At 71.6% G+C, this 22,785-nt stretch carries 22 protein-coding genes and 1 pseudogene; 11 read left to right on the top strand and 12 right to left on the bottom strand.

Annotated elements, in window-relative coordinates; genetic code table 11:
* Nucleotides 1–130: 130 nt before the first annotated feature.
* Together fabI and fabG are read right to left on the bottom strand one after the other, a co-directional pair.
* On the bottom strand, nt 131–898 hold the full coding sequence (gene fabI / locus ABZ624_RS25640) for an enoyl-ACP reductase FabI (protein ID WP_360093364.1): 768 nt from the start codon (nt 896–898) through the stop codon (nt 131–133).
* Nucleotides 899–903: 5 nt separating this feature from the next.
* Nucleotides 904–1,608: a 3-oxoacyl-[acyl-carrier-protein] reductase gene (gene fabG, locus ABZ624_RS25635; protein ID WP_360093361.1), complete on the bottom strand. Its 705-nt coding sequence runs from the start codon at nt 1,606–1,608 to the stop codon at nt 904–906.
* Between the two features lie 249 nt (nt 1,609–1,857).
* Between fabG and ABZ624_RS25630 the strand changes: the two genes are divergently transcribed.
* The 3 genes from ABZ624_RS25630 (at nt 1,858) to tyrS (ending at nt 6,107) form a co-directional block, all read left to right on the top strand.
* On the top strand, nt 1,858–3,381 hold the full coding sequence (locus tag ABZ624_RS25630; protein WP_360093358.1) for a TldD/PmbA family protein: 1,524 nt from the start codon (nt 1,858–1,860) through the stop codon (nt 3,379–3,381).
* Nucleotides 3,378–4,772, top strand: coding sequence for a TldD/PmbA family protein (locus ABZ624_RS25625; protein ID WP_360093355.1), 1,395 nt, complete (start codon nt 3,378–3,380; stop codon nt 4,770–4,772). The genes ABZ624_RS25630 and ABZ624_RS25625 overlap by 4 nt, the downstream gene beginning before the upstream one ends.
* Nucleotides 4,773–4,838: 66 nt before the next feature.
* Nucleotides 4,839–6,107, top strand: a complete 1,269-nt coding sequence (gene tyrS, locus ABZ624_RS25620) for a tyrosine--tRNA ligase (protein WP_360093352.1) — start codon at nt 4,839–4,841, stop codon at nt 6,105–6,107.
* 47 nt (nt 6,108–6,154) lie between these two features.
* Here tyrS and ABZ624_RS25615 read toward each other — a convergent pair whose 3' ends face one another.
* Nucleotides 6,155–6,436 (bottom strand): GlsB/YeaQ/YmgE family stress response membrane protein, encoded by a 282-nt coding sequence (locus ABZ624_RS25615; protein ID WP_360093349.1) that lies wholly within the window; start codon nt 6,434–6,436, stop codon nt 6,155–6,157.
* A gap of 200 nt (nt 6,437–6,636) precedes the next feature.
* Between ABZ624_RS25615 and ABZ624_RS25610 the strand changes: the two genes are divergently transcribed.
* Nucleotides 6,637–7,029 (top strand): DUF3099 domain-containing protein, encoded by a 393-nt coding sequence (locus tag ABZ624_RS25610; protein ID WP_360093346.1) that lies wholly within the window; start codon nt 6,637–6,639, stop codon nt 7,027–7,029.
* A 226-nt stretch (nt 7,030–7,255) separates the two neighbouring features.
* Nucleotides 7,256–7,474 (top strand): hypothetical protein, encoded by a 219-nt coding sequence (locus ABZ624_RS25605; RefSeq protein ID WP_360093343.1) that lies wholly within the window; start codon nt 7,256–7,258, stop codon nt 7,472–7,474.
* 45 nt (nt 7,475–7,519) lie between these two features.
* Here the strand turns inward: ABZ624_RS25605 and moaA are convergent, their stop codons facing one another.
* The 3 genes from moaA to ABZ624_RS25590 all read right to left on the bottom strand — a co-directional run bounded on the left by moaA (nt 7,520) and on the right by ABZ624_RS25590 (nt 10,700).
* Nucleotides 7,520–8,509 (bottom strand): GTP 3',8-cyclase MoaA, encoded by a 990-nt coding sequence (moaA, locus tag ABZ624_RS25600; RefSeq protein ID WP_360093340.1) that lies wholly within the window; start codon nt 8,507–8,509, stop codon nt 7,520–7,522.
* Nucleotides 8,510–8,691: 182 nt separating this feature from the next.
* The gene (locus ABZ624_RS25595) at nt 8,692–10,347 is read right to left on the bottom strand and encodes a cation acetate symporter (RefSeq protein ID WP_360093337.1); all 1,656 of its coding nucleotides are present in this window, start codon (nt 10,345–10,347) and stop codon (nt 8,692–8,694) included.
* Nucleotides 10,344–10,700 carry a DUF485 domain-containing protein gene (locus ABZ624_RS25590; protein WP_360093334.1) on the bottom strand — a complete coding sequence of 119 codons (357 nt, stop codon included), beginning with the start codon at nt 10,698–10,700 and terminating at the stop codon, nt 10,344–10,346. Before ABZ624_RS25590 ends, ABZ624_RS25595 begins: the two co-directional genes overlap by 4 nt.
* A gap of 261 nt (nt 10,701–10,961) precedes the next feature.
* Here ABZ624_RS25590 and ABZ624_RS25585 point away from each other — a divergent pair, with 261 nt between their 5' ends.
* From ABZ624_RS25585 to ABZ624_RS25575, 3 genes and pseudogenes are all read left to right on the top strand, one after another.
* Nucleotides 10,962–12,485, top strand: a complete 1,524-nt coding sequence (locus ABZ624_RS25585) for a S8 family serine peptidase (RefSeq protein WP_360093331.1) — start codon at nt 10,962–10,964, stop codon at nt 12,483–12,485.
* Nucleotides 12,486–12,533: 48 nt separating this feature from the next.
* Nucleotides 12,534–13,913, top strand: coding sequence for a CoA transferase (locus ABZ624_RS25580; RefSeq protein ID WP_360093328.1), 1,380 nt, complete (start codon nt 12,534–12,536; stop codon nt 13,911–13,913).
* A 47-nt stretch (nt 13,914–13,960) separates the two neighbouring features.
* Nucleotides 13,961–14,350: pseudogene (locus ABZ624_RS25575) on the top strand (hypothetical protein); the annotation flags it as partial.
* A gap of 38 nt (nt 14,351–14,388) precedes the next feature.
* Here ABZ624_RS25575 and ABZ624_RS25570 read toward each other — a convergent pair.
* The 6 genes from ABZ624_RS25570 to ABZ624_RS25545 form a co-directional block, all read right to left on the bottom strand.
* Nucleotides 14,389–15,438 (bottom strand): zinc-dependent alcohol dehydrogenase family protein, encoded by a 1,050-nt coding sequence (locus ABZ624_RS25570; RefSeq protein ID WP_360093325.1) that lies wholly within the window; start codon nt 15,436–15,438, stop codon nt 14,389–14,391.
* 109 nt (nt 15,439–15,547) lie between these two features.
* A complete protein-coding gene (locus ABZ624_RS25565) occupies nt 15,548–16,258 on the bottom strand; it encodes a VIT family protein (RefSeq protein WP_360093322.1) in 711 nt (236 codons plus the stop codon).
* Nucleotides 16,259–16,283: 25 nt separating this feature from the next.
* Entirely contained in the window at nt 16,284–17,513 is a 1,230-nt protein-coding gene (locus tag ABZ624_RS25560; RefSeq protein ID WP_360093319.1) for an amidohydrolase family protein, read from the bottom strand.
* Nucleotides 17,510–18,796 (bottom strand): amidohydrolase family protein, encoded by a 1,287-nt coding sequence (locus tag ABZ624_RS25555; RefSeq protein WP_360093316.1) that lies wholly within the window; start codon nt 18,794–18,796, stop codon nt 17,510–17,512. Before ABZ624_RS25555 ends, ABZ624_RS25560 begins: the two co-directional genes overlap by 4 nt.
* A 12-nt stretch (nt 18,797–18,808) precedes the next feature.
* Entirely contained in the window at nt 18,809–19,693 is an 885-nt protein-coding gene (locus tag ABZ624_RS25550; protein WP_360093313.1) for an SDR family NAD(P)-dependent oxidoreductase, read from the bottom strand.
* 5 nt (nt 19,694–19,698) lie between these two features.
* Nucleotides 19,699–20,511 (bottom strand): acetoacetate decarboxylase family protein, encoded by an 813-nt coding sequence (locus ABZ624_RS25545; protein ID WP_360093310.1) that lies wholly within the window; start codon nt 20,509–20,511, stop codon nt 19,699–19,701.
* A gap of 114 nt (nt 20,512–20,625) precedes the next feature.
* On the opposite strand from ABZ624_RS25545, the gene ABZ624_RS25540 reads away from it, so the two are divergent.
* The 3 genes from ABZ624_RS25540 (at nt 20,626) to ABZ624_RS25530 (ending at nt 22,748) form a co-directional block, all read left to right on the top strand.
* Complete coding sequence (locus tag ABZ624_RS25540; RefSeq protein ID WP_360093307.1) at nt 20,626–21,285, top strand: TetR family transcriptional regulator; 660 nt, start codon at nt 20,626–20,628, stop codon at nt 21,283–21,285.
* A gap of 157 nt (nt 21,286–21,442) precedes the next feature.
* Nucleotides 21,443–22,435: a DEDDh family exonuclease gene (locus ABZ624_RS25535; protein ID WP_360093304.1), complete on the top strand. Its 993-nt coding sequence runs from the start codon at nt 21,443–21,445 to the stop codon at nt 22,433–22,435.
* 79 nt (nt 22,436–22,514) lie between these two features.
* Nucleotides 22,515–22,748: a hypothetical protein gene (locus ABZ624_RS25530; RefSeq protein WP_360093301.1), complete on the top strand. Its 234-nt coding sequence runs from the start codon at nt 22,515–22,517 to the stop codon at nt 22,746–22,748.
* Nucleotides 22,749–22,785: the final 37 nt, after the last annotated feature.

Genomic DNA, 22,785 nt, shown 5'->3' with positions numbered 1-22,785 from the left:
CCGCCCGGGGGGGCGCCCGGCGGGGGGGCCCACGGGGTCCCCCCCCCCGCTTTGCACCCCGCCGGGGCGGGGGCCCGCCCCCCCCACGCGGGGCGGCCCCCGGCCGCAGGTCACGCCGGAGCGGCAGCGGTCACGCGCCGATCGCGTGCAGACCGCCGTCCACGTGGATGATCTCGCCGGTGGTCTTCGGGAACCAGTCGCTCAGCAGGGCGACGATGCCCTTGCCGGCCGGCTCCGGGTCCTTCAGGTCCCACTCCAGCGGGGAACGGGAGTCCCACACGGAGGCCAGCTCGCCGAAGCCCGGGATGGACTTGGCGGCCATGGAGCCGATCGGACCCGCCGAGATGAGGTTGCAGCGGATGTTCTGCTTGCCCAGGTCGCGCGCGATGTAGCGGCTGGTCGCCTCCAGGGCGGCCTTGGCCGGGCCCATCCAGTCGTACTGCGGCCAGGCGTACTGCGCGTCGAAGGTGAGGCCGACGACCGAGCCGCCGTTCTGCATCAGCGGCAGGCAGGCCATGGTGAGCGACTTCAGGGAGTACGCCGAGACGTGCATGGCGGTGGCCACCGACTCGAACGGCGTGTTGAGGAAGTTGCCGCCGAGCGCGTCCTGCGGCGCGAAGCCGATGGAGTGCACGACGCCGTCCAGGCCGCCCAGCTCCTCGCCGACGATGTCGGCCAGCCGCCCGAGGTGCTCGTCGTTGGTGACGTCCAGCTCGATGACCTTGGTGGGCTTCGGCAGCTTCTTCGCGATGCGCTCGGTCAGGGTGGGCCGCGGGAACGCGGTCAGGATGATCTCCGCGCCCTGCTCCTGGGCCAGCTTGGCCGCGTGGAAGGCGATGGAGGACTCCATCAGCACGCCGGTGATCAGGACGCGCTTGCCCTCGAGGATTCCGCTCATGGTGATCAGTGACCCATTCCCAGTCCGCCGTCAACGGGAATGACGGCTCCAGTGATGTACGAGGCGTCGTCCGAGGCGAGGAACCGCACCGTCGCGGCGATCTCCTCGGGCTGCGCGTAACGGCCGAGCGGCACCTGCGAGACGATGTTCTGGCGCTGCTCGTCGGTGAGCGCCTTGGTCATGTCGGTGTCGACGAAACCGGGCGCGACGACGTTGAAGGTGAGGTTGCGCGAGCCCAGCTCACGGGCGAGGGAGCGCGCGAAGCCGACCAGGGCGGCCTTGGAGGCGGCGTAGTTCGCCTGGCCCGCCGAGCCGAGCAGGCCGACCACGGACGAGATCAGGATGACGCGGCCCTTCTTGGCGCGCAGCATGCCGCGGTTGGCGCGCTTGACGACACGGAAGGTGCCGGTCAGGTTGGTGTCGATGACCGAGGTGAAGTCCTCCTCGGACATGCGCATCAGGAGCTGGTCCCTGGTCACGCCGGCGTTGGCGATCAGAACCTCGACCGGACCGTGCTGGTCCTCGATCTCCTTGTAGGCCTGCTCCACCTGCTCCGGGTCGGTGATGTCGCACTTGACGGCCAGGAAGCCGGCCGGCGGCTCACCCGAGCGGTACGTGATCGCGACCTTGTCGCCGGCGTCGGCGAATGCGCGGGCGATGGCGAGGCCGATGCCCCGGTTGCCTCCGGTGACGAGAACCGAGCGGCTCAACGGATCACCCTTTCGATAGCGGTCTGCAGATGTCCGACAACCCGCCCGAACACCTGGATGACAGGCGGCTTCATCGAAAACCTATCGGTCGCACCGCGCGCGTGGGCAATCGGGCACCGACAGTGGCGCGGGAGTGTCACTGTCGGATCCCTACAGAACACCCCGGGTCCGGGCCTGAAACATGTGGTCCGCCGGGCCGCTCCCACGACATGATCGGACCCGACAGGCCACGACAGCAGGGAGACCTCCGTGCCCCATTCCATCGACGAAGCCTTCACCGCGCTTCCGCTACGCGCCCTCGCCGACGCCGCGCTGGCACGCGCGCGTGCGCTCGGGGCCGAGCACGCGGACTTCCGTCTCGAGCGGGTGCGCAGCGCGTCCTGGCGGCTGCGCGACGCCAAGCCCGCCGGATCGTCGGACACCACCGATCTCGGATACGCGGTGCGGGTCGTGCACGGCGGTACGTGGGGCTTCGCGTCCGGGGTGGACCTGACCCTCGACGCGGCGGCCAAGGTCGCCTCCCAGGCGGTGGCCATGGCCAAGCTGTCCGCGCGGGTGATCAAGGCCGCCGGGTCCGACGAGCGGGTGGAACTGGCCGACGAGCCGGTGCACGCCGACAAGACGTGGATCTCGTCGTACGAGATCGACCCGTTCTCCGTGCCCGACGAGGAGAAGGCGGCACTGCTCGCGGAGTGGAGCACGCGGCTGCTGGCCGCGAACGGCGTCACTCACGTGGACGCCTCGCTGCTCACCGTGCACGAGAACAAGTTCTACGCCGACACCGCGGGGACCGTGACGACCCAGCAGCGGGTGCGGCTGCATCCGGAGCTGACCGCCGTGTCGGTCGACGAGTCGAGCGGGGAGTTCGACTCCATGCGGACCATCGCGCCGCCGGCGGGGCGCGGCTGGGAGTATCTGACCGGCACCGGCTGGGACTGGGACGGCGAGTTGGAGCGGCTCCCGGAACTGCTCGCCGAGAAGATGCGGGCGCCGAGCGTGGAGCCGGGCCTGTACGACCTGGTGGTCGACCCGTCCAACCTGTGGCTGACCATCCACGAGTCCATCGGTCACGCCACCGAGCTGGACCGCGCACTGGGCTACGAGGCCGCGTACGCCGGCACCTCCTTCGCCACCTTCGACCAGCTGGGCAAGCTGAGGTACGGCTCCGAGCTGATGAACGTCACCGGGGACCGCACCGCCGAGCACGGCCTCGCGACCATCGGGTACGACGACGAGGGCGTCGCGGCGCAGTCCTGGGACCTGGTGAAGGACGGCACGCTGGTCGGCTACCAGCTGGACCGGAGGATCGCGCGGCTCACCGGGTTCGACCGGTCCAACGGGTGCGCGTACGCCGACTCCCCCGCCCATGTGCCGGTGCAGCGCATGGCCAACGTGTCCCTGCAGCCGGACCCGGCCGGACTGTCCACGGAGGGCCTGATCGGCGGGGTCGACCGGGGCATCTACGTCGTCGGCGACCGGTCCTGGTCGATCGACATGCAGCGGTACAACTTCCAATTTACGGGTCAGAGGGCATACATGATCCGGAACGGCCGCCTTGAGGGGCAGGTCAAGGACTTTGCATATCAGGGGGTCACCCCCCAGTTCTGGGGCTCCATGGAAGCTGTCGGAGGACCCCAGACCTACGTACTAGGAGGGGCTTTCAACTGCGGAAAGGCCCAGCCCGGACAGGTCGCCTCCGTGTCCCACGGGTGCCCGTCCGCCCTCTTCAAGGGCGTCAACATTCTGAACACCACGCAGGAGGCCGGCCGATGAGCGCCCGTACCCACAAGCCGCACGAGATCGTCGAGCAGGCGCTCGCGCTGTCCCGGGCCGACGGCTGCGTCGTCATCGCCGACAAGCACTCCACCGCGAACCTGCGCTGGGCGGGCAACGCGCTCACCACGAACGGTGTGACGCGCGGTCGTACGCTCACCGTGATCGCGACCGTGGACGGCAAGGAGGGCACCGCCTCCGGTGTCGTGTCGCGCTCGGCGGTCACCGCGGACGAGCTGGAGCCGCTGGTGCGGGCTGCCGAGGCCGCCGCGCGGGGTGCGGGACCCGCCGAGGACGCGCAGCCGCTGGTCGGTGATGTGCCGCAGTCGCCGGACTTCACGGACGCGCCGGCCGAGACCTCGTCCGCGGTGTTCGCCGACTTCGCGCCGGCGCTCGGTGACGCGTTCGCACGCGCGCGTGCGGGCGGCCGTGAGCTGTACGGCTTCGCCAACCACGAGCTGGTGTCGACGTACCTGGGCACGTCCACCGGGCTGCGTCTGCGGCACGACCAGCCCACCGGCACGCTGGAGCTGAACGCCAAGTCGCCCGACCGTACGCGCTCGGCCTGGGCGGGCCGCGCCACGCGGGACTTCAAGGACATCGACCCCGGCGCGCTCGACGCCGAGCTGGCCGTACGGCTCGGCTGGGCGGAGCGGCGCGTGGAGCTGCCCGCCGGCCGGTACGAGACGCTGCTGCCGCCGAGCGCGGTCGCGGACCTGCTGATCTACCAGCTGTGGTCGGCATCGGGCCGGGACGCCGCCGAGGGCCGGACCGTGTTCTCCAAGCCGGGCGGCGGCACACGCGTCGGCGAGCGGCTCAGCGAGCTGCCGCTGACCCTGCGCAGCGACCCGAACGAGCCCGGCCTGGAGTGTCCGCCCTTCGTGGTCGCCCACTCCTCGGGCGGCGACCAGTCGGTGTTCGACAACGGTCTGCCGACCCGCACCACCGAGTGGATCAGCGAGGGTGTGCTGAAGCACCTCACCACCACCCGGCACAGCGCGGGCCTGACCGGGCTGCCGGTCGCCCCGGTGCTCGGGAACCTGATCCTGGACGGCGGGAACGACCGCTCGCTGGAGGAGATGGTCGCGGGCACCGAGCGCGGGCTGCTGCTGACCTGCCTGTGGTACATCCGCGAGGTCGATCCGGCGACGCTGCTGCTCACCGGCCTGACCCGGGACGGCGTCTACCTCGTCGAGAACGGCGAGGTGACCGGGCAGGTGAACAACTTCCGGTTCAACGAGTCGCCGGTGAACCTGCTGCGACGGGCCACGGAGGCGGGCCGTACGGAGAAGACGCTGCCGCGCGAGTGGAGCGACTGGTTCACCCGGGCCGCGATGCCCGCGCTGCGGATCCCGGATTTCAACATGAGCTCTGTCAGTCAGGGCGTATAACCTCGTAGGCGTTCGTGGTCGGGTGTCACCCGACTGCCCCAAGATCACCGAGGAGACACGAGAACCGTGACGGACATCGTCGACGAGCTGAAGTGGCGGGGGCTCATCGCCCTCTCCACGGACGAAGACGCGTTGCGCAAGGCGTTCGCGGACGGTCCCGTCACGTTCTATTGCGGCTTCGACCCGACCGCGCCCAGCCTGCATCTCGGCAACCTCGTGCAGATCCTGACCATGCGCCGCATCCAGGAGGCGGGCAACCGTCCGCTGGCGCTGGTCGGTGGTGCCACCGGTCTCATCGGTGATCCGAAGCCCACGGCGGAGCGCACGCTGAACGCGCCGGAGGTCGTGGCCGGCTGGGTGGAGCGGCTGCGCGCCCAGATCGAGCCGCTGCTCCACTTCGACGGGCCGAACGCCGCCGTGATGGTCAACAACCTGGACTGGACCCAGGGTCTGTCGGCCATCGAGTTCCTGCGGGACATCGGCAAGCACTTCCGGGTCAACAAGATGATCGCCAAGGAGGCCGTCTCCCGGCGGCTCAACTCCGACGCGGGCATCAGTTACACCGAGTTCAGCTACCAGATCCTGCAGGGCATGGACTTCCTGGAGCTGTACCGGCGGCACGGCTGCGCGCTGCAGACCGGCGGCAGCGACCAGTGGGGCAACCTGACCTCGGGCACGGACCTGATCCACCGGGTCGAGCCGGACGCCGTGGTGCACGCGCTGGGCACGCCGCTGATCACCAAGGCGGACGGCACGAAGTTCGGCAAGACGGAATCCGGCACGGTGTGGCTCGACCCCGAGATGACCACGCCGTACGCGTTCTACCAGTTCTGGGTCAACGCGGATGACCGGGACGTCTCCAAGTTCCTGCGCATCTTCAGTTTCAGGTCGCGTGAGGAGATCGAGGAACTGGAGCGGCAGACCGAGGAGCGTCCGCAGGCCCGGGCGGCGCAGCGTGCGCTCGCCGAGGAGCTGACGACGCTGGTGCACGGGGCCGAGCAGACGGCCGCGGTGATCGCCGCGTCCCGAGCCCTGTTCGGGCAGGGCGAGCTGGCGGAGCTGGACGGCCGGACGCTGGCGGCGGCGCTGTCCGAGGTGCCGCACATCCAGGTCGCCGAGCTGGGTCCGGTGGTCGACCTGTTCGCCGAGGTCGGTCTCGTCGCCAGCAAGTCCGCTGCGCGGCGGACGGTGAAGGAGGGCGGTGCCTACGTGAACAACGTGAAGGTCGCCTCTGAGGACGCCGTCCCGGGCAAGGTGGATCTGCTGGACGGGCGGTGGCTGGTGCTGCGGCGCGGGAAGAAGAACCTTGCCGCGGTGGAGGTTGTTGCCGGGTAACGCCGTGGGGGCGCGGGGCGGTACAGCCCGCGCCCCTTACGGGGCGCTCACACCCGCTGTGCCTTTCTCCTGCCCAGCGTCGCCATGTAGAGGGCGTCGACCGCCGCGACGATGATGATCGCCGCGACCAGCTGGAAGATGTGCCGGCTCCAGTCGATGCCGCGGGTCGCCGCCACGCCGACGGCGCGGGCGACCGCGTTGCCCACGATCGCGCCCAGCATGCCGCAGATGGTGGTCAGCCACAGCGGGCTGTGCTGCTTTCCGGGGATGACCGCCTTGGCGATGATGCCCAGCACGAATCCCACGATGATCGCCCACAACCAGCCCATGGCTGCCTCCTCGTACGGCTCGACGTGAGCATTACGGCCAGTGTGGGCCGGTGGGCCGTACGGCGCATGTCGGGTTCCCCCGGCCGGGGCAGGCCGGGGACGTCACCGCAGGCAGCGGGCCACCCGGTCTCGTGGGCGGCGTGGCCGCGGCGTAACGTGGGAGGTCGGGCAGGGTCCGAGCGGGCGGATGGTGAAATGTGATGCGGAAACAGCACGGCGGCGGCGTCCAGGTGTTCCAGATCACCGGAGCCCGGACGGGGCTCGCCGAGGACGTACGGGGCCGGCAGCGGCGGTACGTCATCTCGATGACGGTCCGCACGGCGTCGGTGATTCTCGCTGTCTCACTGTGGAACGTCGAGCGGTACGTCGCGCTCGTGGCGCTCGTGCTCGGCGCGGTACTCCCCTATGTCGCCGTGGTGATCGCGAACGCGGGCCGGGAGCGGCCGCCGTCCCTTCCGTCGACGTTCATCACCGCGCCGATGCGGCCGATGCTCACGCCGCCGCGGGCGGAGGAGGCGCAGGAGGAGTCCGTTCCACAGGACTCGGCGGCTCCGCCGGCGGGGGCGCGCGGTGAGCATCCCGACCCTGTGTGACCACGGCGGACACGGTGGAAGCGGAACGGCGCCGCCCGTCCAGCTCAAGAAAAGCTCAGATCAATCATGCAGTTCCAGTGCCGGTCGGTGGGGTAGCCGTGACATACTGCGTACGCGCTCCGCATCCCCCGTCGGAGCGACGGACCGACGCCGGGCAGCTCCCCCCGTGGCTGCTCGGCGTCGCCTTGTTCGAGCCCCTTCTGTGAGACGAACCCGAGACGAACCTGTGAGTGACGAGACCCCGGTCTGCTCCGCCAAGGGCTGCCGCGCCGACGCGGTGTGGGTGCTGGCGTGGAACAACCCGAAGATCCATACGCCGGAGCGGCGCAAGACGTGGCTCGCCTGCGAGGAGCACCGCGAGCATCTGTCGCAGTTCCTCGGGGTGCGGGGCTTCTTGAAGGACGTGGTGAAGTTCGCGGACTGGCAGGAGCCCGAAGGGGCCTGACGCCAGACGGTGCCTGAGCCAGAGGGCGCCTGAGCCAGAGGGCACCTAGCCGCCGATCGCCGACATCGGTCGGTCCGGTTGCACGAACGACGGGTCGTCCAGGCCCGCTCCCGCCTTCTTGCCCCACATCGCCAGTTTCCAGATCCGGGCGATCTCCTCGTCCGGGGCGCCGGAGCGCAGGGCCGCGCGGAGGTCGGTCTCCTCGGTCGCGAACAGGCAGGTGCGTATCTGGCCGTCGGCCGTGAGGCGGGTGCGGTCGCAGGCCGCGCAGAAGGGGCGGGTGACCGAGGCGATGACGCCGACCCGGTGCGGACCGCCGTTCACCAGCCAGCGCTCCGCCGGGGCCGAGCCGCGCGTGTCGGCGCCCTCGGGGGTGAGGTCGAAGCGCGTGCGCAGGGAGGCGAGGATGTCCCCGGCGGTGACCATGCTGTCCCGCTTCCAGCCGTGCTGGGCGTCCAGGGGCATCTGCTCGATGAACCGGAGTTCGTAGTCGTGCTCCACGGCCCAGGCCAACAGGTCGGGGGCCTCGTCCTCGTTCAGGCCCGGCATCAGGACCGTGTTGACCTTGACCGGGGTGAGACCGGCCTCGCGGGCGGCCCGGAGGCCTTCGAGGACGTCCTTGTGGCGGTCGCGCCGGGTGAGGGTCTTGAAGACGTCCGGGCGGAGGGTGTCCAGGGAGACGTTGACCCGGTCGAGGCCCGCGGACTTCAGGGCGGTCGCGGTGCGCCCGAGGCCGATGCCGTTGGTGGTGAGGGACATCTGGGGGCGCGGGGCCAGGGCCGCGACCCGCTCGACGATCCCGACCAGGCCCGGGCGCAGCAGGGGCTCGCCGCCGGTGAAGCGGACCTCCTCGATGCCGAGCATCCGCACGGCGATGTCGATGAGGCGGACGATCTCGTCGTCCGTGAGCAGGTCGGGCTTGGCCAGCCACTGCAGGCCTTCCTCGGGCATGCAGTACGTGCAGCGCAGATTGCAGCGGTCGGTCAGCGAGACCCTCAGGTCGGTGGCCACTCGGCCGTAGGTGTCGATGAGCACGTGGGCCCCCTCCCTCGAATCCCGGAGTCATTGTCTTCCGTCACTTGCGAGCCTACGTGACCCCACCGACAACGACAGCGACCCGATCCGACGAGGTGCGACGAGGCCGCGTCGTAGGACCCTACAGTCCTTTCCCGACGCGGCCGTCGTACGAATGTCAGTGCACCGTCAGTGCGCTCCCGTCAGTGCGCTCCGGTGCCGGTCAGGGACCGCACCTCCAGTTCGGCGTACTTGCCGGCGTCCGGGACCTCCTTCGACAGCAGGGTGCCCACGGCGCCGAGCAGGAATCCGACGGGGATGGAGATGATGCCGGGGTTCTCCAGCGGGAACCAGTGGAAGTCGACGCCGGGGAACATCGACGCCGGCTTGCCGGAGACCACCGGTGAGAACAGCACCAGGCCGACCGCGGTGACCAGGCCGCCGTAGATCGACCACAGGGCCCCGGAGGTGGTGAACCGCTTCCAGAACAGGCTGTAGAGGATGGTCGGCAGGTTGGCCGAGGCGGCGACCGCGAAGGCGAGGGCGACCAGGCCGGCCACGTTCAGGTCGCGGGCGAGGGCGCCGAGGACGATCGAGACGGCGCCGATGCCGACGGTCGCCCAGCGGGCGGCGCCGATCTCCTGCTTCTCGGTGGCCTGCCCCTTCCTGATGACGTTGGCGTAGATGTCGTGTGCGAAGGAGGACGACGAGGCCAGGGTCAGGCCCGCGACGACCGCGAGGATCGTGGCGAAGGCGACGGCGGAGATGGTGGCGAGCAGGACGGCGCCCCACTCGGAGTCGGTGCCGCCCAGATGCAGTGCCAGGAGGGGTGCGGCGGTGTTGCCCGCCTTGTTGGAGGCGATGATCTCGTCCGGCTTGATCAGGGCCGCGGCGCCGAAGCCGAGGGCGAGGGTCATCAGGTAGAAGGCGCCGATCAGGCCGATCGCCCAGATGACCGACTTACGGGCGGCCTTCGCCGTGGGCACGGTGTAGAAGCGGATCAGGATGTGCGGCAGGCCCGCGGTGCCGAGCACCAGGGCGATGCCGAGCGAGATGAAGTCCAGCTTGGTGGTGCCGGTGGCGCCGTACTTCAGGCCCGGCCCGAGGAAGGCCGCGCCCTTGCCGCTGTTGTCGGCGGCCCTGCCGAGCAGATCGGAGATGTTGAAGTGGAACTTCAGCAGGACCAGGAAGGTCAGCAGCAGGGCGCCGGCGATCAGGAGCACCGCCTTGACCATCTGGACCCAGGTGGTGCCCTTCATGCCGCCGATGGTGACGTACACGATCATCAGGACGCCGACCAGGGCCACGATTCCGATCTTGCCGCCGTCGCTGGTGATGCCCAGCAGCAGCGAGACGAGGACGCCGGCGCCCGCCATCTGGGCGAGCAGGTAGAAGATCGACACGACGATGGTGGAGGTGCCGGCGGCCGTGCGGACGGGGCGCTGGCGCATGCGGTAGGCCAGGACGTCACCCATGGTGTAGCGCCCGGAGTTGCGCAGGGGTTCGGCGACCAGGAGCAGGGCGACGAGCCAGGCCACCAGGAAGCCGATGGAGTACAGGAAGCCGTCGTAGCCGAACAGGGCGATGGCGCCCGCGATGCCGAGGAAGGACGCGGCGGACATGTAGTCGCCGGAGACGGCGAGGCCGTTCTGGAAGCCGGTGAACTGGCGTCCGCCCGCGTAGAAGTCGGCGGCGTCCTTGGTCTGGCGGCCGGCCCAGACCGTGATGACGAGGGTCGCGGCGACGAACACCGCGAACAGGGTGATGATCAGCGTCCGGTGCTCGCTCGCCTCACCGGCGGCCAGCAGGGTGTGCGACGCCCGGCCCGTGGCCGACAGGGTGTGCTGCGCGGGGCTCATGCGCCGCCCTCCATCCGGGACTTGATGGCCTGCGCCTTGGGGTCGAGCTTGGCGGCGGCGTGCCGGGCGTACCACCAGGCGATGAGGAAGGTGGTGAGGAACTGGGCGAGGCCCAGGACGAGGGCCACGTTGATGTTGCCGGTCACCTTGGTGCCCATGAAGCCGCCCGCGTAGTTGGAGAGCAGGACGTACAGCAGGTACCAGGTGATGAAGGCGATGGTCAGCGGGAAGGCGAAGGAGCGGTGGGCGCGGCGCAGTTCCCCGAACTCCGCGCTCTGCTGCACATCGGCGAACTCCTCGGTGGAGGGAAGTGGCGCCCCCGGCGTCGCGGGGGGCGGTGTCTCGGTGGCCACGGAGTCTCCTCGCGTTGCGGTTGCTGTGAGTGGACGGGGGCTCGATGGTGCTCGCGCTCCCTGCCCGAGGTCCACGGCGCCACGCGAGGACCGGTTCAAGTCCTATGAGTTCTTTCGCAGGTGTTCTTGGTGAGTCATTGCCGAGTCATTGCTGAGCGGTGAGGCGGGGGGATAGCTTCTGCCTGCACCACGCGTCATGTACCTGCCCGAGCACCGATCTGTGTCTCGGGCGGTTCTGTATCCGGATGATGTGGAGATCCCATGGCTCATCTGCGCTCCAGACGCCGGCTCGCGCTCGCCGTGCCGGTCGTGTTGTCGCTGACCGCCTCGCTCGGTTTCCTGCCGGCGGCGGCCTCGGCGGCACCCGTCGCGGCCCCGGCGGCGCGGGCGGCGGACGACGGACCGAATCTCGCGTACGTGGTCAACACCCGTACGGATCACCGCACGATCGAGTCGGTGCAGCGCGAGATCATCCGCAACGGCGGCACCGTCGTGGCCCGTTACGACCGGATCGGCGTGATCGTCGCGCATGCGGCGAACCCCGGCTTCGGGGCGCGGATGCGCGCGGTGCGCGGGGTCGACTCGGCCGGTGCCACGCGCAACGCGCCGCTGCCCGCCCAGTCCACCACCGACATGGGCACGCCGCAGGTGCTGAGCGCCGAGCAGGTGGCCGAGGCCAAGGCCGCCGACGGCCAGGACCCGCTGGAGCCGCTGCAGTGGGACCTGCCGGCGATCAAGGCGGACAAGGCGCACGAGAAGACCCTGGGCAGCCCGGACGTCACGGTCGCGGTCATCGACACCGGCGTGGACGACACCCACCCTGACATCGCGCCGAACTTCGACCGCTCGGCCTCCGTCAACTGCGTCTCCGGCAAGCCCGACACGGCGGACGGGGCCTGGCGGCCGAGCGCGTCGGAGAGCCCGCACGGTACGCACGTGGCGGGTGAGATCGCGGGCGCGAAGAACGGCGTCGGCATCACGGGCGTGGCACCCGGGGTCAAGGTGGCCGGGATCAAGGTCGGCGACCCGAAGGGGTACTTCTACACCGAGGCCGTGGTGTGCGGTTTCGTGTGGGCGGCCGAGCACCACGTCGACGTGACCAACAACAGCTATTACACCGACCCGTGGTACTTCAACTGCACCGGTGACCCGGACCAGAAGGCGCTGGTGGACGCCATCACCCGGGCCTCGCGGTACGCGGAGAGGAAGGGCACGGTCAATGTCGCGGCGGCCGGCAACGAGAACTACGACCTCGCGTCCGACTCGATCACGGATCCGTCCTCCCCGAACGACGGCACCCCGTCGGACCGGGTGATCGACCCGCACGCGTGCTTCGACATACCGACCCAGCTGCCGGGCGTCGTCACGGTGGCGGCGACGGGCGCGAAGGGCCTGAAGTCGTCCTACTCCAACTACGGCCTCGGCGTGATCGACATCGCCGCGCCGGGCGGCGACTCGACCGCTTACCAGAAGCCGGAGCCCCCGGCGACCAGCGGGCAGATCCTCGGCCCGCTGCCGGGCGGCAAGTGGGGATACATGTCCGGTACGTCGATGGCGACGCCGCATGTCGCGGGTGTCGCCGCATTGATCAAGTCAACTCATCCGCACGCTCCGGCCTCCCTGGTCAAGGCGCTGCTGTACGCGGAGGCCACCGCCACGCCGTGCACGGACCCGTATGACATCAACGGTGACGGCAAGGCAGACGCGGTGTGCGAGGGCCCGAAGAACTACAACGGCTTCTACGGCTTCGGTACGGCGGACGCGCTGGCCGCAGTGACCAGGTAGACGCGGAGGCGCAATATATTGATTCAGTCAATAATGCATAGTACAGTCATGACTGAAATCAAGTTCGCGTGGTCCGCTCTGGGCGGCGATCCCGTCCGTCTCGCACGGCTCACCACCGTGCCGCGGGAAGGCGTGCTCCCGGCGCGCCTTCCCGTACGGGAACTCGCCCGCGCCTGTGTCGGCGCGTGTGCGCTGGCCGCCGCGGAGCTGGCGGCCCGCCGGGCCGGCCTCGCCGAGGTGCCCGGCGTCCGGGTCGACGACGGCGCTGTCGCGGCCGCCTTCCACAGCGAACGGCATCTGCGGGTCGACGGGCGGGCCCCGGTCACCTTCGCGCCGCTGTCGCGGTTCTGGCGGACGGCCGACGGCTGGGTGCGCACCCACGCGAACTACCCGCACCACCGGGCCCGGCTGCTCGGCGCGCTCGGCCTGCCCGCGGACGCCCCGGTGGAGGAGGTGGCCGCCCGGTTCGCCGAACGCTCCGCGCTGGAGGCCGAGGAGGCGGTCTACGGCGCCGGCGGCCTCGCCGTGGCCCTGCGCACCCCGAAGGAGTGGCAGGCGCACGAGCAGGCCGCCGAGGTGGCCGCACGCCCGCTGGTCGAGCGCGAGCGGCCCACCTCGGCACCCGCGCGCGTGCTCGCACCCCTGGACCCGGCCGCCGCTCCCCTGCTGCCCGCCGCCGGACTGCGCGTCCTGGACCTCACCCGGGTCCTCGCCGGCCCGGTCGCCACCCGCACCCTCGCCCTGCTGGGCGCGGACGTGCTCCGTCTGGACGCCCCCTGGCTGCCCGAACATCCCGACCAGCACGCCGACACGGGCTTCGGGAAGCGGTCCGCCACGCTCGACCTGGAGACCGACCGGGACACCTTCGAGGAGCTGCTGAAATCGGCCGATGTCGTCGTCACCGGCTACCGGCCGGGCGCCCTCGACCGCTTCGGGCTCTCCCCCGAGGCGCTGTTCGCGCGCCGGCCCGGGCTGGTCGTCGCACAGGTCTCGGCGTGGGGCGCGTACGGCCCCTGGGGCGGGCGGCGCGGTTTCGACAGCCTTGTGCAGGTGGCGACCGGTATCGCGGCGACCGAGGGTTCGGCCGCGGAGCCCGGTGCGCTGCCCGCGCAGGCGCTGGACCACGGCTCCGGCTATCTGCTGGCGGCGGCCGTCCTGCGGGCGCTGACCGAGCAGTCGTACGACGGTGGCGGCCGGTGGGTGCGGCTGTCCCTGGCCCGGACCGCGCACTGGCTGACGGACGGGATCCGGCCGACCGCGGCCACGGGTGGTGCGCCGTACGAGGGGCCGGAGGCCTGGCTGGCCGAGACCGGCAGCTCGCTCGGCCGGCTGCGGCACGCGCTGCCGCCGGTGTCCTTCACGGGCGGCCCCACCGACTGGGCACGGCCTCCGGTGCCCTGGGGCTCGGACAGCGCCCGCTGGCGGTGAGTGGGCGGGCGGACGGAAACGTACGTATGCGTGCAATGCCGTAACCGCTGCTCGGGCCGTCGGCGGCGCTGCGCGGCACCGGGGAGGCCGCCGCGCCCGGAGTCGCGCTCGGCGTTCCTCTCGGCGAGCTGTTCGTGCACCGGCTCGCCCGGCGCCTGCCCGGGTGTGCCGCCCCAACGTCCGCGCAGCCGGGCGCCGTTCGCCTGTGTCGCCGGTTTCGCCGCCGCCGGGCCGGCGCTCGCCTCGGTGGTGGCCACCGGCGATCTGCCTTTCTGCCGACGGCCCTGTGCGCGTTCGCCCGCCGGCGGTCTGCTGCACGCCCTGCGGCTGATCTGGCTCTGGGACGGCGGCCCGGCCGGGACCGCGCTGCTCGGCCGCCACGCGCGCGTGGCGGCCGTTCTGCGGCGGTCACCGCGACGGGTGTGTGCGGTGCGCTGCCGCTGCCGAGCCGCTGCAGCCGGCCGGGCGTGGCCGCCTACTGGTCGTTCGTGACCAGCACCTTCAGGGCGGTGCGCTCGTCCATGGCCTTGTAGCCGTCGGGGACGCCCTCGATGCCGACGGTCATGTCGAACACCGGGGAGGGGTCGATCGTGCCGTCGAGGACGTCGGGCAGCAGCTCCGGGATGTAGGCGCGGACCGGGGCGACGCCGCCGCGCAGGGCGATGTTCCGGTCGAACATGACGCCGAGGTCGAGGCCGGTGCCGCTGCCGTGCGGCACTCCCACGAAGCCGATCGCGCCGCCGTCACGGGTGATGGTGACGGCCGTCCGCATGGACTGCTCGGTGCCGACCGCCTCCACGACGGCGTGCGCGCCCTGGCCGCGGGTGAGTTCACGGACGGCCTCGACGGCCGCGTCCCCGCGCTCGGCGACGACGTCGGTGGCGCCGAAGCGACGTGCGATGTCGGTACGGACCTCGTGCCGGCCCAGCGCGATGATCCGCTCGGCGCCGAGCCGCTTGGCGGCCAGGACGGCGCACAGGCCGACGGCGCCGTCACCGACGACCGCGACCGTGGCGCCGGGCCGGGCGCCCGCGCCGAGGGCGGCGTGGTGGCCGGTGCCGAGGACGTCGGAGAGGGTCAGCAGGGCGGACAGCAGATGGTCGTCAGTGGCCGCGTCCTTGGGGAGCCGGACGAGGGTGCCGTCGGCGAAGGGCACGCGCACGGCCTCGCCCTGACCGCCGTCGTAGCCGACGGAGCCCCAGAAGCCGCCGTGTTCGCAGGACGTCGTCAGGCCCTCGCGGCAGTAGTCGCAGACACCGTCGGACCACATGAACGGCGCGACCACGAGGTCACCGCGCCTGACGGTGCTCACCTCGGAGCCGGTCTCCTCGACGATCCCGAGGAACTCGTGCCCGATCCGCTGGCCCGGCTGCCGGGCCGCCTCGCCGCGGTAGGCCCACAGGTCGCTGCCGCAGATGCAGGCGCGCAGCACCCGCACGACGGCGTCGGTGGCCAGCTGCACCAAGGGCTCGGGCACGTCCTCCACGCGCATGTCGTACGGGGCGTGGATGGTGGTGGCGCGCATGGCGAGGGTCCTTCTCGTGCGGGATCGTGCGGTGCGCCCAGGGGGTGGTCGAGCGCACCTCACGGTACGCCGTCGCCGCCGCGGGCCGCGCGGCCAGGGTGCCGGACCGCTACACCCCCGCCGCCCCCAGCAGGGTCCCCGCCGCGTACGTCACCCCCATCGCGAGCGCCCCGCCCAGCACGTTCCGGAGCACCGCGCGCCTGGGGGCGGCCGCTCCCAGCCGGGCGCTGCTCCACCCGGTGAGGACCAGCGCGGCCAGTACGGACGCCACGGTGACCGGGAGCCGCCAGGCGGCCGGGGGCAGCACGATGGCGAGCAGGGGCAGCAGCGCGCCCACGGTGAAGGCGAGGAAACTCGCCCAGGCCGCGTGCCACGGGTTGGCCAGCTCGTCCGGGTCGATACCGAGCTCCACGCGCGCGTGGGCCCTCAGCGCGTCCCGCGCGGTGAGCTGCTCGGCGGCTTCCCGGGCGACCTCCTGGGACAGCCCGCGCTGCCGAAGCAGCTCGGTCAGCTCCTCCAGCTCCAGTTCGGGCTGCTCGCGCAGCTCACGCCGCTCCACGGCCAGCGCGGCCATCTCCGAGTCCCGCTGGCTCGACACGGACACGTACTCCCCCGCCGCCATCGACATGGACCCGGCGAGCAGGCCGGACAGACCGGCCGTGAGCAGGGCGGCGCGGGAGTCCGTCGCACCGGCCACGCCGACGACGAGTCCGGCGGTGGACACGATGCCGTCGTTCGCCCCGAGGACGGCCGCCCGCAGCCAGTTCAGGCGGGAGCCCAGCGCACCGCCGTGCGCCTCGTCATGGGTTGGTTCCGTCACAGCAGGGAGGATCGCACCCCTGCCCTCACCACACCCGCACCGACGCCCCCCTCGCGAACACCGGACTGGTCGCGTCCGCCGGGGGTTCCGTCAGCGGTTCGGCGATCTCCGCCACCGTCGGGCCGACCTTGGCCGCGACCGAGTCCAGCAGGTCGAGGTCGAAGCCGTAGACGCGGGCTGCGTTGCCGCCGAGCATGGCGGCGAGCTCGTCGTGGGGGACGCCCGCGCAGGCGAAGCGGAGGGCCTCGCGGGTGTAGGGGTGGGTGCCCTCGTCGTGCGGGTAGTCGCTGCCCCACATGATCTTGTCGACGCCGATGCGGTCGCGCAGGAGCACCTCGTGCGGGCGCATGAAGCTGGCGCCGACGAAGCAGTTGTCCCGCCAGACCCGGGAGGGCGGCGCGCCCATGCCGTCGGCGAGTCCGGTGCCGAACTTGGCCTCCGCCGTGTCCGCCTGCGCGGACGCGGCGACCAGGCGGCCGTGGTAGTAGTCCAGCATGCCGAGCACTCCGGGGATCCAGCCGGACCCCTGTTCGGTGAGGACGAGTCTCAGGTCCGGGTGACGGCGGAAGGCGCCGCCGAACACCAGGTGCCACAGGGCGCGGTGGGAGAACCACGTCGTCTCCACCATGAACACCGCGCGGGCGGCCGGTTCCTCGCCGAGCGGCGGGGAGGCCGAGCCGGCGTGGTGGTTGACGGGGACGCCGAGTTCCGCGCAGGTGGCCCAGATCGGGTCGTAGGTGCGCGAGTACAGCTCGGGCAGTCCGGAGCCGGGCGGGGTTCCGGGCAGCATCAGGCCGCCCTTGAGGCCCGCCGACGCGGCCCACCGGATCTCCTTGACGGCCTCCTCGACGTCCCCGAGCAGGATCTGGAAGACGCCGGCCCGGCGGCCCGGCGTGGCCGCGCAGAAGTCCGCGAGCCAGCGGTTGTGGGCGCGCAGTCCGGCCCAGCGCCGCGCGAAGTCCTCGGCGCCCGGCGGCGGGGCCATGAGCGAGCCGGACGGGAAGAACGGCGGGATGGTGTTGGGGAAGATCACCTCCGCCACGATCCCGTCCGCCTCCAGCTCCGCGAGGCGACGCTCGGAGTTCCAGTTGCGGTCGGCGGAGTCGGCGAGCAGGTCCTCGTAAGGATTGACGTAGGTGGCCGCCCAGACGTCGAAGTCGTCGTGGTGGCGCTTCTCCAGATACGGCTTGTAGTCCAGGAGGTCGGCTCCCGCGTGGCAGTCGGCGGAGATCACCGTGTAGCGGTCGTCGTTCACCGGGTCACCCCCAGAACCGGGAAGTCCTCGTCGGTCAGCCAGTGCCGGCCCGTCTCGCGCGAGCGCGCCCAGGACGCCTCCACGGACGCCTGGTCGGCCGGCTGGCCGAGTTCGGCGGGGGTCGGGCCGATGCGTCGGGCGAGCGGCGTCAGCTTCTCGACGTCGAAGCCGAAGACGTCAGCCGCCGCGAGGCCCAGCATCCGGCGGGTCTCGCCCACCGGGATGTCGTGGAAGGTACGGCGCAGCCACGCGCGCGTGTCGGGCCAGGTGCCCTCGGGGTGCGGGAAGTCGCTGCCCCAGAGGATGTTGTCGACGCCGATCTCGTACCGCTGGGCCAGCTCGCGCCGCTTGGTGTTGGTGGCGCAGACGAACACCTGCCGGTCGAGGTACTCGTGCGGCGGGCGCTTCAGCCCCTCGAACGGGGAGAGCTTCTTGCCGCCGTGCGCACCGAGGTAGAGGCGGTCCATGAACCACAGCAGGTTCGGCAGCCACCAGCAGCCGGACTCGGCGACGCCGAAGCGCAGGCCCGGGTGGCGTTCGAAGACGCCGGACCAGAGCAGGAACCACAGCGGCCGGGCCGGCCACCAGGTCACCTCGCTCACAAAGATGCCCAGGTGGTCGCCGTACTCCTCGCGGGGGGCGGCGCCGGAGTGGGTGAGCACCGGCATCCGGCACTCGGCGGCGGCCGCCCACACCGGGTCATAACGGCGGTCGTGGTACGGCTCCTTGCCGGCCCACATCGCCGGGATCATCAGCGCGCCGAGGCCGGATTCCCTGGCCCGGTGGATCTCGACGACGGCCTCGGACACCTCGCCGGTGACCGGCACCAGGGCGACCCCGCAGTGCCGTTCGGGGTGCTCCGAGACGAACTCCGCGAGCCAGCGGTTGTGTGCCCGCGCGCCCGCCATGCCCAGTTCGGGGTCCTGGTCGCCGGTCAGGCCGAGGCCCACGCCGAAGGGCGCGGCGGTGCGGCTGTCGACCGCGTCGGCGTCGGGGAAGACCACCTCCGCCACCACGCCGTCCCCGTCCAGCTCCTTCAGGCGCTGTGCGGTGTCCCAGCCGCCGCGCAGGCCCTCCTCGTTGTCGCGGAACCACTGGTCGGCGAAGGCCTCGTTGCGGATGCCGAGCCGGGTCATCTCCTCGCGGCGCCGTTCACGGCCCGCGAGGAACTCGTCGAAGTCCCGGTGGAAACGGCTCTCCAGATAGGGCCGGTACTCCTCGGTGGGGAGCCCGGCGTGGCAGTCGGAGGAGATGACCAGATAGGGGGCGTCGTCTGTGCTCACCAGGGTCTCCGCTCAGTCCAGGACGAAGCTTTCGAGGTACGACGGGTTCGCCCGGTCCAGCATCGACCGGGCCCGCGCGCGGATCCGGTCGTCGCTGTGCTCGCTCGCCGGAAGCAGCCAGAAGCGGTTGGCCCGGATGCCGGTCACGACGAGGTCGGCGACCTCCTCGACGGGCGTGAAGCGGACCTCCCGGCCGGCGGCGCGCATGGCCGCCTCCCACTGGTCGAGGCTGCGGTACGGGGTTCTGCGCGGGCGCTGCTTGGCGTAGCGGGCGGGGCGGTTGCGGTGCGACTCCCACAGACCGGTGCGCAGCATGTGCGGGCCCGGGAAGAGCACTGAGGCGCCCACGCGCGCGTGCTCGGCCTTCAGATGTGCGTACAGGGACTCGGTCAGGGTGACGACGGCCGCCTTGGTGACCGCGTACACGGAGGCCGTCGGCAGCGGTGCTATGCCGCCGTCGCTGGAGGATGTATTGACCACATGACCGGGTTGACCCGACTTGATCATCCTGGGCACGAACGCCTGGACACCGTGGAAGACTCCCCACATGTTGACGGCGAAGGCCCACCGCCAGTCGTTCGGGTCGTGTTCCCACATCCGGCCCTCGGCGCCCGAGCCGACGCCCGCGTTGTTGCACAGGACGTGCACGGCGCCGTAGGTGTCGTACGCCGCCTCGGCCAGCTCCATGACCTGGGCGCGTTCGCCGACGTCGACCACGCGCGCGTGCACGTCGGCGCCCTCGGCGCGCAGGCCGGCCGCGGCCTTGTCGAGGGCGGCCTCCTCCACGTCGGCGAGGACCACCTTCAGGCCCTCGGCGGCGAACCGGCGGGCCATGGCGAGCCCGGTCCCGCTCGCCGCCCCGGTGACGACGGCGACCTGTCCGGCGTGCAGATCCATGCGGCTCAGCTCCTTCCGGGCGGTGCGTCGAGGATCTGCAGCGGATCGTCGTAGCGCTGGTGGACGTACGGCAGCAGCGCCTGGGCGTCGACCCGTTCGACGACCCGTCCGCTCTGGTCGCTGCTCTTCTCGCCGAGGGTGATCTCGCGCAGGCGCAGCACCGGAAGGTCGGCCACGGGGTCGTACGCCGACTCGCGCAGGACGACCTCCCCGGTGACGCGCTCCAGCCTGCGCACCGTCTCGTGGCGCACGCAGTGCACCAGCACCGGGTCGGTGTCGAAGCCCGCACCGTCCACGGCGGGGAGGAACTTGAAGTAGAAGTCGGTCCGGCGGCCCGGCTCCGGCAGGGGCAGCTCGCCGCCGACCGTGCCGCGCACCTCGACGAACGCGATGCCGTGCCGGGCCAGAGCCGCCCGTACGCCCCCGCCGTCGCGCTCGACCGTCACCTCGCCGAGCTTCTTGGGCTCGCCGAAGACCTCGCGCCCGCCGGTGAGGGCACGCTCGTGGGTCATCGGCATGACCAGCGGGTACCAGCCCTCGGCCGTGCCGTGCGCGGCGGCGACCGCGAACGAGCCCGCGCCAAGGGGGTATCCCGGGAGGTCGACCTTGCTGATGGTCACCCGAACGAGTGGGCTGCCGGTGGGTTTCAGGGGTGGTGGCAGGACGGCGGCGACCGCGTCCGGGTCGGTCTCCCAGACGGCCACCACGCCGGTGGACCAGATGTCCGCAAGCCGCGCGCCCGCGCTGCGCGTCGCGGCGATCTCCCGCTCGGTCCGTGCGCCGTAGCGTACGCGTGCGTGTTCGCGTGCGCGTGCCATACGCCGTACCGCCCTTCTGCTGGCCGGTGTTTCTGACGAACCGTCACCTGTAACACAGTTACAGCAGACCCGGCGCGGGGTAAAGACACGCGGACGAACGGGAGTTGGGGGATCATGGCGAGCGGCCCGAGAGGTGCGCTGAGCCGGGAGGCGGTGCTGGACGCCGCCGCGGGGCTGGTGCGGCAGCACGGCCCGGACGCCCTGACCATGCGCAAGCTGGCCGCCGAGCTGGGCACCGCCGTGACGTCGATCTACTGGCACGTCGGCGGCCGTGAGGCGCTGGTCGACGCGCTCGTGGAGCGGACCGTGGCCGAGCTGGGCGAGATCCGCCCGTCCGGACGCACACCGGAGCAGCGCGTGGTCGGCGTCGCGTGCGCCCTGCGCCGGCAACTGCGCGACCGTCCGCATCTGGTGGCCCTGGTGCACGAGCGCGGGCTCACCGAGCGGATGTTCCTGCCCGCCCAGCAGGTCCTGGTGCGCGAGGCGCACGCCGCCGGGCTGCGCGGCGCCCGGGCCGCCGAGTTCGTGCGCGCCGTGCAGTTCCAGGTGGTCGGGCATGTGCTGGTGGAGCGCAACCGCGAGCGGGCGCCGGAGCAACGGCCCGGCGAGCAGGAGCTGTGGGGCGCCGAGGCCGCGGGGGACGACCCCGCGCTGGCGCGTGCGCTGGCCCGCCCGGTGGACACCGAGCAGTTGTTCGTGACGGCCGTGAGCGCGCTGGTACGGTCACTGCTGGCACCCGGTGTGCGCACCCGGCCGCCCGACCCGGTCGGCTGAGAGGCACAGGAGCTTTCCAGCGGTCCGGGACCGGACGGGCGCGAGGGCAGGGTGCACGCACGCGCGTGCGAGGGCCGAGCGGCTGGGCGGGGACCCGGCGGCGCCACCGGCACCTGTGGGACCCCGCTGTCAGTCGTGGCCCGTATCCTCATTGACCATGCTCGAAGACCGTGCGACCGCAGTGTCCTCCCCCACCCAGTGGCCGGCCGCGTATCCGAAGGGATACGCGGTCGTTGACGTGGAGACCACCGGCCTGGCCCGGGACGACCGAATCATCTCGGCGGCCGTCTACCGGCTGGACCAGAGCGGCGAGGTCGAGGACCACTGGTACACGCTGGTCAACCCGGAGCGCGATCCGGGACCCGTGTGGATACACGGTCTGACGAGCGAGGTGCTCGAAGGGGCGCCGCTCTTCGCGGACATCGCCGAGGAGTTCGCGGCCCGGCTGGACGGCCGGGTGCTGGTCGCGCACAACGCCGTCTTCGACTGGCAGATGATCGCGCGCGAGTACGCGCGCGCGGAGCGGGAGGCACCGGTGCGTCAGCGGCTGTGCACCATCGCGCTTTCGAAGGAGCTGGGGCTGCCGCTGCCCAACTTCAAGCTGGAGTCGCTGGCGGCGCACTACGGGGTCGTACAGCAGCGGGCGCACCACGCGCTGGACGACGCGCGTGTGCTGGCGGAGGCCTTCCGGCCCAGTCTGCGGGCCGCGGCGGCGGGCGGCGTACGGTTGCCGCTGCTGGAGTGCCGCCCGCTGACGGAGTGGTCGGACCGTCCGGTGCCCCGGCAGTCGTCCGGCGGATACGGGGGCTACGGCGGTTCCCGGTCCGCCAGTTGGCGCCCCACCCGCAAAAGGCCCGCATGCCCCTATCCCAACCCAGGGCGCTACGAAGACGGCAAACGCCTCAAACAGGGCATGCGGGTGGCGTTCTCCGGAGACACGTCCGTCGAGCGGGACCTGCTGGAGGACCGGGCCACCGAGGCCGGTCTGCACGTGGCGTCCAGCATCTCCCGGCTGACCAGCCTGCTGGTGACCAACGATCCCGACTCGGGCACGTCCAAGGTGGTCAAGGCGCGCCAGTTCGGCACGCCGATCGTCGACGAGGCCGCGTTCGGGCAGCTGCTGCGGGATGTCGAACCCGCCGACGGGTGATCGTACGGATGAGTGATTGGCACACGACTCACCCGGGACCCGCTCGCCCTGGCCGCGGCGACGACTCACTCTGTGGCGCATGGCGAAATGTGAAGTCTGCGGCAATGACTACGGCATGACCTTCGAGGTCCACGCACAGGGATCAGTGCATGTGTTCGACTGCTTCTCCTGTGCCATCCATCGCATGGCTCCCCTCTGCGAGCACTGCCGGGTGCAGATCATCGGCCAGGGTGTGGAGGCCGACGGCAAGTGGTACTGCGGCGCGCACTGTGCCAGGGCCGAGGGGAAGACGGGCATCGTCGACCGGGTGTGACCCGGTACCCGCCTGATTGCACCCCACGGCTCGGAGG

Origin of the sequence: Streptomyces sp. NPDC007205 (assembly GCF_040634095.1) — a bacterium.
Taxonomy (GTDB): domain Bacteria; phylum Actinomycetota; class Actinomycetes; order Streptomycetales; family Streptomycetaceae; genus Streptomyces.
Note: the sequence above shows the minus strand (reverse complement) of the source record. Positions and strands in the feature narration are given on the sequence as shown.